2 protein-coding genes are annotated in these 1757 nt (G+C 69.6%); both read right to left on the bottom strand.

Annotated features, from left to right (window positions below; all coding sequences use genetic code 11):
- Positions 1 to 57: 57 nt before the first annotated feature.
- A complete protein-coding gene (locus tag RMO85_RS12175) occupies positions 58 to 921 on the bottom strand; it encodes a hypothetical protein (protein WP_310528993.1) in 864 nt (287 codons plus the stop codon).
- Between the two features lie 72 nt (positions 922 to 993).
- Positions 994 to 1584 (bottom strand): aminoacyl-tRNA hydrolase, encoded by a 591-nt coding sequence (pth, locus tag RMO85_RS12170; RefSeq protein ID WP_310528992.1) that lies wholly within the window; start codon positions 1582 to 1584, stop codon positions 994 to 996.
- Between the last annotated feature and the right edge of the window lie 173 nt (positions 1585 to 1757).

Raw genomic sequence — 1757 nt, 5'->3', positions numbered from 1 at the left:
CGTCGGCGCGTCCGAGGGTTGAGTGATCGTTTCGTCAATATTGGGGAGTCGCCCCGGTCAACGACCGGTCGGGCTCGTCCCCGACTGCGGCTCGTCGATGGCCCCGAACACGATCTGCGCCGAGCGCAGATCACGCAACGAGAACATCAGCCGAGTCATGTCGAACGCCGACCAGCCGTCCTCCACCGCCATGCCCTGGGCAACCGTGTGCAGCGCTCGGTAGAGCGTCCACGGCTCCTTGCGCATCTCCGCATGGAGGGTGTCGTCGAGCACCTCGCGCAGGAAGGCCTGCTGTGCGCCGCGGCTGGCGCCGGCGGGCAGGACGAGGCGTGTCTCGTTGTCGCGGCCGAGCGCGGAGAAGGCCGACCAGTCCACTATCGCCAGGTGATCGACCCGACGCCCGGTCCACGACTCGGCTGCAGCCACGGAGCCGCTGGGTGCCGCGTCCGCCACCCCCGTGAGCACGCGACCGCGCAGCGGGAGCCAGTCGACATCCACCTGACGCCGATCACCCGAGATGGTCACGAACATCGCCGAGACCACGGTGGGTTCACCCGGCATCCATGCCAGCACCGGGCTCGAGGCGGTGCCCTCGCCGGTGGCCAGCATCATCATCGTGACCGAACCGTCAGCCGCGGCCGGCGGCCGATCGGCCAGCCCGTCGAAGGCTCCGTCGATCCGCGTGAGAGCGGACGACAGCCGCCAGTCGAACGCAGCCACCACGACCAGGGGCACCAGCACGAGGCAGGCGACCAGCACCAGTAGCCTGCGCGCCGCGCGCGAGCGGGGTGTCGTCGGCGGCACCATGGAGAGCGCTACGGGCGCCGCCGGCGGGTCCCAGGAGCGGCGAGGCGCTGGCACCCGCACCGTCGTTCGCTGTGGAGCCTCGACCTCGATCTTGTGCTTTGCCGTCGTGCTCATGCGTACCTCTCCCCATGCGTCACTACACGCTAGGAGTCAGCCTAGGGGGGCGCATACCCAATATTGAGGACATCAGGAGTTGAACTTCTGCTGGGTCTTCTCCAGACCGTCGCTCATCAGCGACTCGACCGCGTCCGCCGCGTCCAGCACCTGGAAGGGCAGGTCCTTCTTCTCGGTCGAGCTGTAGGTGGACAGCACGAAGTCGGCGACGTCCTGGCGCCCGGGTGGGCGGCCGATGCCGGCGCGCACCCGGTAGAAGTCGCCCGTGCCGAGGCTGCCGCGCATCGAGCGGAGGCCGTTGTGGCCGTTGTCTCCGCCGCCGAGCTTGACCCGCAGAGTGTTGAAGGCGATGTCGAGCTCGTCGTGGATCGCGATGATCCTCTCCGGCGGCACCTTGTAGAAGGTGGCGAGCGCCTTCACCGCTCCTCCGGACTCGTTCATGTAGCCGCGCGGACGAGCGAGCACCACGCGCGGTCCCGGCACGCCGGGAGGGGTCAGCCGGCCCTCGACGACCTCGGCACGACCGGACTTGTGGGCCCGGAACGCGCTGCCCATCCGCTCGGCCAGCAAGTCGGTCACGAGGTAGCCCACGTTGTGGCGGTGCCCGGCGTACGCCGGCCCGGGGTTGCCCAGCCCGACGACCAGCCACACGTCATCACTCATGTGCTCATCCTCCCAGCCGTGGTGCGCACGGCTGAAATGCGACCGCGCCGCACCGGGAGACCCGATGCGGCGCAGCCAGTGGAACGGGTTGATCACTCCGCGGAGTCGCCCTCGGGGGCGGTCTCCTCGGCGTCGCCGCCTTCGGTCTCGGACTCGGACTCGGGAGCGTCGTG

Source organism: Nocardioides sp. (assembly GCF_031422975.1).
Lineage (GTDB): Bacteria > Actinomycetota > Actinomycetes > Propionibacteriales > Nocardioidaceae > Nocardioides.
Note: the sequence above shows the minus strand (reverse complement) of the source record. Positions and strands in the feature narration are given on the sequence as shown.